This window comes from Streptomyces sp. NPDC104313, assembly GCF_055583985.1.
In genome coordinates, this window is sequence record NZ_JBVJMW010000036.1 from 1 (window position 1) to 7,174 (window position 7,174).

A 7,174-nucleotide genomic window follows, 5' to 3' on the forward strand; every position below is an offset into this window, starting at 1 on the left:
GTGGATGACCCCGAGGACCCGAGCGCCGTCAGTGTCTTCCACAGCCACCAGCAGCGGCGTGCCACCAGCCTGGGAAATCCGGTCCGTGAGCGCCTGCGCGTCCTCGGAGACACTCCCGCCCCGCTCCTTCACCCACGCCACGACGGAACCGGTCGCGCCCTTGCGGACCTTCCGCCCGTCCAGGTCGACGCCCGACATCCGGGTCTGCGCGGTGAACTCCACCCACGCCGCGCCCGTCAGCTCTCCCTGGTTCCGCTCCCGCAGCCCGTACTTCTCCTTGGCCAGCACGACGATCGACCGGCCTTCCGGCGTCTCGTCGGCGAGCGAGGAGAACTGTGCGGCGTCCGCGAGTTCGGCTTCCTTCACGCCCTTGACCGCGAGGAATTCGGCTGCCTGCCGGTTGCCCAGGGTGATGGTGCCGGTCTTGTCGAGGAGCAGTGTGGACACATCGCCCGCGGCCTCGACCGCGCGCCCCGACATGGCCAGGACGTTGCGCTGCACCAGGCGGTCCATGCCGGCGATGCCGATCGCGGACAGCAGGGCCCCGATCGTGGTGGGGATCAGGCACACCAGCAGGGCGGCGAGCACGATCAGCGAGGTCTGGTCGTCCGCGCCCGCGTAGATCGCGAAGGGCTTCAGGGTGACCACGGCCAGCAGGAAGACGACCGTGAGGGATGCCAGCAGGATGTTCAGGGCTATCTCGTTGGGCGTCTTCTGCCGGGAGGCGCCCTCCACCAGGTTGATCATCCGGTCGATGAAGGTCTCGCCGGGCTTCGTCGTGATCCTGATGACGACGCGGTCGGACAGCACCTTCGTACCGCCGGTGACGGCCGAGCGGTCGCCGCCGGACTCCCGGATGACGGGGGCGGACTCGCCGGTGATCGCGGACTCGTCGACGGAGGCGACGCCCTCGACCACGTCTCCGTCGCCCGGAATGACGTCTCCGGCCTCGCAGACCACCAGGTCCCCGATGCGCAGGTCCGTGCCCGCGACCCGTTCCTCGTTGGGGCCGATCATCCGGCGGGCGACGGTGCCGGTCTTGGCCTGCCGCAGGGTGTCGGCCTGGGCCTTGCCCCGGCCCTCGGCGACCGCCTCGGCGAGGTTGGCGAAGATCGTGGTCAGCCAGAGCCAGGCGGTGATCGCCCAGCCGAACCAGTCGGTCGGGTCGGTGAGGGCCAGCACGGTGGTGACCACCGAGCCGACCAGCACGACGAACATCACGGGCGACTTGATCATCACGCGCGGGTCGAGCTTGCGCAGCGCGTCCGGGAACGACTTCAGGAGCTGCTGGGGGTCGAAGAGTCCGCTGCTGACACGGTTGGCGGGCCCTGGGCCATCGGATGGCCGCAGGTCTTCGTGGGGAGCGCGAGTGGGCGTGACGGTGCTCATGAGGCGAGCCCTTCGGCGAGCGGACCCAGCGCGAGGGCGGGGAAGTAGGTGAGTCCGGTGATGATGAGGATCGTGCCGACGAGCAGCCCCGTGTAGAGGGGTTTGTCGGTGCGCAGCGTGCCCGCGGTCTCGGGCACCGGCTTCTGCTCGGCGAGCGAGCCGGCGAGAGCCAGGACGAAGACCATGGGGAGGAACCGGCCGAGCAGCATGGCGATGCCGATGGTGGTGTTGAACCACTGGGTGTCGGCGTTGAGTCCGGCGAAGGCGGAGCCGTTGTTGTTGGCGCCGGAGGTGTAGGCGTACAGGATCTCGGAGAAGCCGTGCGCGCCCGAGTTCGTCATGGAGTCGGCGGGGGTGGGCAGGGCCATGGCGACGGCGGTGAAGCCGAGCACGAGGGCCGGGGTGATGAGGATGTAGCAGGCGGCGAACTTGATCTGGCGGGTGCCGATCTTCTTGCCGAGGTACTCCGGGGTGCGTCCGACCATCAGCCCGGCGATGAACACCGCGATGATCGCCATGATCAGCATGCCGTACAGGCCGGAGCCGACGCCGCCGGGAGCGATCTCGCCGAGCTGCATGCCGAGCATGGTGATGCCACCGCCGAAGCCGGTGTACGAGGAGTGGAACGAGTTCACCGCGCCGGTCGAGGTCAGCGTCGTGGCGACCGCGAAGATCGACGAGCCGGCGATCCCGAAGCGGGTCTCCTTGCCTTCCATCGCCCCGCCCGCGATCTCGAAGGCCGGGCCTCGGTGGGCGAACTCGGTCCACATCATCAGGGCCGTGAACCCGATCCAGATGACGGCCATCGCGCCGAGTATCGCGTACCCCTGCTTCAGCGATCCGACCATCCGGCCGAAGGTCCGCGTCAGGGCGAACGGGATCAGCAGGATGAGGAAGACCTCGAAGAGGTTGGACAGGGGGTTGGGGTTCTCGAAGGGGTGGGCCGAGTTGGCGTTGAAGTAACCGCCGCCGTTGGTGCCCAGCTCCTTGATGGCCTCCTGGGAGGCGACCGCGCCGCCGTTCCACTCCTGCGTACCGCCCGCGAACTGTCCGACCTGGTGGATGCCGGAGAAGTTCTGGATCGCCCCGGCGGCGACCAGGAAGACCGCGCCGATCACCGAGATCGGGATCAGGATGCGGACGGTCCCCCGTACGAGGTCGGCCCAGAAGTTCCCGAGCTCGCCGGTACGGGACCGGGCGAAGCCTCGTACGAGTGCCACCGCGACGGCCATGCCGACGGCGGCGGACAGGAAGTTCTGCACCGCGAGACCGCCGGTCTGCACGACGTGGCCCATGGCCTGTTCGCCGTAGTACGACTGCCAGTTGGTGTTGGCGACGAAGGACGCGGCGGTGTTGAACGCCTGGTCCGGGTCGATCGAGGAGAAGCCCAGCGAACCGGGCAGCGAACCCTGGACCCGTTGCATCAGGTACAGGAAGAGAACGCTCACCGCCGAGAAGGCGAGCACTCCGCGCAGATAGGCGGGCCAGCGCATCTCGGCGGCGGGATTGGCGCCGATGACCTTGTATATCCACTTCTCCGGTCGATAGTTCTTCTCGGAGGAGTAGACCCTGGCCATGTAATCGCCCAGCGGACGGTAGGCGAGGGCGAGGGCGGCGATCAGGGCTATGAGCTGGAGCAGTCCAGCGACCTGGGAACTCATTTCCGTTCTCAGAACCTCTCCGGGTAAAGGAGAGCGAGGATGAGATATCCGAGCAGGGACACGGCCACGACGAGGCCGACGACGTTTTCGACGGTCACAGCTTGGTCACCCCCCGGGCGATGAGGGCCACCAGCGCGAATACCGCGATCGTGGTGGCGACGAAGGCCAGGTCGGCCATCGTGAGCTCCTGATTGACGTGAGGAATGGAATCGGCCGTTTGGCCGATACGAGCAAACCCCGGCTTCCTCCCGGCGATAAGCCACCTTGACGGGGTCCATACGAATACCGGGGAACCCTTGACGCCAATCTGACGCGGCAGGCCGGGCGCCGGCCGCGCGACATGCCCTCCCCCTCCCGTCGTCCCGTGGCGCGGGGCCGCCGGGCCGGGCGCCCGGCCGTGGGCCTCCTGACGCATCCCGTACCCCGGATGGGCCGGTCACCGCGTATGGGCCGCGTGAAGAGCGCCGGGGCGGGCGTACGGATCGCACCAAGGGGCATCGACCGAGGCCCCGGCCGGGCCCGACGCTGTCCTTAACTCCCCTCCTCGTAGAAAGCACTCCCATGTCCCTGCACCCTGGTGAACCGGTCACGGCCGGGCGGCCCGCGCCCGGCACGAAGAAGCCGTCCCCGAACCGCTCCGAGGAAGCCGGTGAACAGCACAGGCTCACCGCGCTCCAGGGGCTGTCGGCCCTGTCGCTGGACGCGATGGCGTCGGTCGCCTACGGCCCCGAGTCGATCGTGCTCGTCCTGGCCGCCGCCGGTGCGTACGGGCTGGGCTTCACGCTTCCGGTCACCCTCGCGATCGCCGCCCTGCTCGCCGTGCTCGTCGCCTCCTACCGGCAGGTGATCGCCGCCTTCCCCGACGGCGGCGGCTCCTACGCGGTCGCCAAGCGGCACCTGGGCCGCCGCACCGGACTGGTGGCGGCCGCCTCACTGATCCTCGACTACGTCCTGAACGTGGCGGTCTCCGTCACGGCCGGTGTGGCCGCCCTGACGTCGGCCTTCCCTCAGCTGTACGGGGAGCGGACCTGGATCTGCCTCGGGGTCCTGGCCCTGGTCACCGCGGTGAACCTGTTCGGGGTGGTGAACTCCGCGAGGGCGTTCCTCGTGCCCACCGCCGTCTTCGTCGGCTCGATCCTGGCGATGATCGCGGTCGGCCTCTTCCGGGACGGCCCGGCGAGCACCGCCTCCGCCGCCGGTCATGCCTCGGCGCTCGGTGAGGGGGCCACGGCGGTCGGCGCCCTCCTGCTCCTCAAGGCCTTCGCGGCCGGCTGCTCGGCCCTGACGGGCGTCGAGGCGGTGGCCAACGCCGTGCCGTCCTTCCGGGCCCCGGCAGCGCGCCGTGCGCAGCACACGGAGGTCATGCTCGGCGCTCTGCTCGGGGTGATGCTGATCGGCCTGTCCGTCCTGATCGGCCGCTTCCACCTCCAGCCGGTCGAAGGCGTCACGGTGCTGTCGCAGCTCGCGGACGCCTCCTTCGGGCACAACGCCGCCTTCTATGTGGTCCAGTTCGCCACCGTGGTGCTGCTGGCGCTGGCCGCGAACACCTCGTTCGGCGGACTGCCGGTGCTCATGAGCCTGCTGGCCCGCGACAACTACCTGCCGCACTTCTTCGCCCTCAAGGGCGACCGGCAGGTGCACCGGCACGGCGTGGTGTGGCTCGCGGCCATCTCCGGCGTCCTGCTGGTCCTCTCCGGGGGCGACACGAACACCCTCGTGCCGCTCTTCGCCATCGGCGTCTTCGTCGGCTTCACCATCTGCCAGGCGGGGATGGTGTGCCACTGGAACGAGCTGCGCCCCGGCGGCTGGCGGGTCAAGGCCGCCCTCAACGCCTTCGGGGCACTGCTCACCGGCGTCTCCGCCGTCGTGGTCACCGCCACCAAGTTCACCGAGGGCGCGTGGCTCATCGTCCTCGCGCTGCCCCTGCTCGTCCTCGCCTTCGGCAGGATCCACCGCACGTACGCGCACATCGGCGCCTGCCTCGGCCTCGGCCGGATACCCCGGCCGCCGCACCGGACGCCGTCGCTGGTCGTGGTCCCCGTCTCCGGTCTGTCGGACCTCACCTCCCGGGCGCTGACCGCCGCCCGGTCCCTGGGCGACAGCGTCCTCGCCGTCACCGTCACCCACCCGGGGGCCGAGGACCGGCAGGCCGCGGAGGCGCTGCGGCGCGACTGGGAACTGTGGGGGCCCGGTGTCGAGCTCGTCGAGATCCACTCGGAGCGCCGTGAACTGGGCCGCCCGCTCTCCCGGTACGTGAACGAACTGGCCGGTACCCGTCCGGGCTGTCAGATCACCGTGGTCATCCCGGAAACGGAACCGGCGCACGTCTGGCAGCGGCTGCTGCAGAATCAGCGCGGCTCGGTCGTCGCCCACGCGGTACGCCGGGACACCGACGCGGCGATCTGCCGGCTGCGTTTCCGTATCACCGCCGAATCCCCCTGACACTGTCTTGGCGGCGCTTTGACGAAATTCGCCGTCAGGCCGTCAGACCGTCAGAGGAGCGCCAATTCCTCTTTCCCTGACGGCAGATGCCGGGGCGGAGGGGTTACGTTCTCTTCGGCCGCCGGTGGCCCGCATCACGGAATGACGGACCCGGGGGGGTGATGAAGGGCCCCGGCGGCACTCACTTTCTCGCGCCCGTCACCGCATCACGGTGGCGGGCGCTCCGCTGATCTCTTCCAGAAGGCGTCCCTATGCCTCGCGCCGCACTGCACCGAGTTCCTCCGGATGTCCGGGAATCTCCGCCGGCTTCGCCCGTCCCGCCGTCCCGAAAGCGGCCCGGACCGGCGAGCATTCTGGAGCCGGGCCAACTCGCCGTCTGCGTGAGGGATTCTCTGCGCAAGCTCGATCCGCGCGAACTGGCCCGGAAACCCGTGCTGTTGGTCGTCGCCGTCGGATCGGCGTTGACCACCCTCTCCGCGGTCGCGCAGCCTTCCGTGTTCGCCTGGATCATCAGCTGCTGGCTCTGGCTCACCGTCCTGTTCGCGAACCTGGCCGAGGCGGTCGCCGAAGGCCGCGGACGCGCCCAGGCGGCCTCGTTGCGCAGGACGCGCACCGATACGGTCGCCCTGCGGCTGGAGCACTGGGCGTACGGAACGAATCTGGCGCACGCCAGGACCGAGGCCGTCACCCCCGCGGATCTCCAGCCCCTCGACTTCGTCCTGGTTCGGGCGGGCGGGACCGTTCCCGCCGACGGCGACGTGGTGGACGGGGCGGCGATGGTCGACGAGTCGGCCGTGACCGGTGAATCGGCCCCGGTACTACGGGAGTCGGGTGGCGACCGGTCCGGGGTCACCGGCGGTACGACCGTACTGTCCGACGCGGTCGTGGTCCGCGTCACCGCCCGGTCGGGCGACAGTTTCATCGACCGGATGATCGCCCTCGTCGAGGGCGCCTCCCGGCAGAAGACCCCCAACGAGATCGCGCTGAACATTCTGCTCGCCGCGCTGACAGCCGTGTTCGTCCTCGTGGTGATCACCGTGCAGCCCATGGCCGGCTACGCGGGAGCGGCGCAGTCCACCACCGTTCTGGTGGCCCTGCTCGTCACGCTCATCCCCACCACGATCGGGGCGCTGCTGTCCGCGATCGGCATCGCGGGCATGGACCGTCTGGTGCAGCGCAACGTCCTGGTCATGAGCGGGCGAGCGGTCGAAGCCGCCGGAGACATCAGCACCCTGCTCCTCGACAAGACCGGAACGATCACCCATGGAAACCGGCAGGCCGTGGCCTTCACACCGCTGCCCGGTGTGGACCACACCCAGCTCGCGGACGCGGCCCAGCTGTCCTCGCTCGCCGACACGACCCCGGAAGGCCGTTCCGTGGTCGCGCTGGCCGCCCGCTACGGGCTCACCGCGCCGCGGGAGGACGAGCTGAGCAACCCCAGGTTCGTCGAGTTCACCGCCCGCACCCGGATGAGCGGGGTGAACCTGACGTGGGCCGACGGGGCCGGCTGCGCCCTTCGCAAGGGCTCGGCGGCACAGGTCACCGAATGGGTCAGGCTGCGCGGTGGCAGTGTGCCGTCCGAGGCCGCGCACTGGTCCGCGGCCGTCTCCGCGTCCGGCGGCACCCCGCTGCTGGTGGCGGTCCACGACTGGAACGGGCCGCGGGCGCTGGGCATCATCCAT

Annotated in this window: 5 protein-coding genes; 2 read left to right on the plus strand and 3 right to left on the minus strand. The window is 69.9% G+C overall.

The features are described from left to right. The 3 genes from kdpB to kdpF form a co-directional block, all read right to left on the minus strand. Nucleotides 1-1,389, minus strand: a 1,389-nt coding sequence (gene kdpB / locus ACZ60Q_RS35905; RefSeq protein ID WP_469641807.1) for a potassium-transporting ATPase subunit KdpB, incomplete at its 3' end; no start/stop codon positions are given. After that, nucleotides 1,386-3,050 carry a potassium-transporting ATPase subunit KdpA gene (kdpA, locus tag ACZ60Q_RS35910; protein ID WP_469641809.1) on the minus strand — a complete coding sequence of 555 codons (1,665 nt, stop codon included), beginning with the start codon at nucleotides 3,048-3,050 and terminating at the stop codon, nucleotides 1,386-1,388. The genes kdpA and kdpB, both read right to left, overlap by 4 nt. 8 nt (nucleotides 3,051-3,058) lie before the next feature. Then, the gene (gene kdpF / locus ACZ60Q_RS35915; RefSeq protein ID WP_018955984.1) at nucleotides 3,059-3,148 is read right to left on the minus strand and encodes a K(+)-transporting ATPase subunit F; all 90 of its coding nucleotides are present in this window, start codon (nucleotides 3,146-3,148) and stop codon (nucleotides 3,059-3,061) included. 463 nt (nucleotides 3,149-3,611) lie between these two features. On the opposite strand from kdpF, the gene ACZ60Q_RS35920 reads away from it, so the two are divergent. Beyond that, nucleotides 3,612-5,492 carry an APC family permease gene (locus ACZ60Q_RS35920; protein WP_469641811.1) on the plus strand — a complete coding sequence of 627 codons (1,881 nt, stop codon included), beginning with the start codon at nucleotides 3,612-3,614 and terminating at the stop codon, nucleotides 5,490-5,492. Nucleotides 5,493-5,743: 251 nt separating this feature from the next. Continuing rightward, nucleotides 5,744-7,174 (plus strand): HAD-IC family P-type ATPase (locus ACZ60Q_RS35925; protein WP_469641813.1); only part of this gene is annotated, 1,431 nt, incomplete at its 3' end.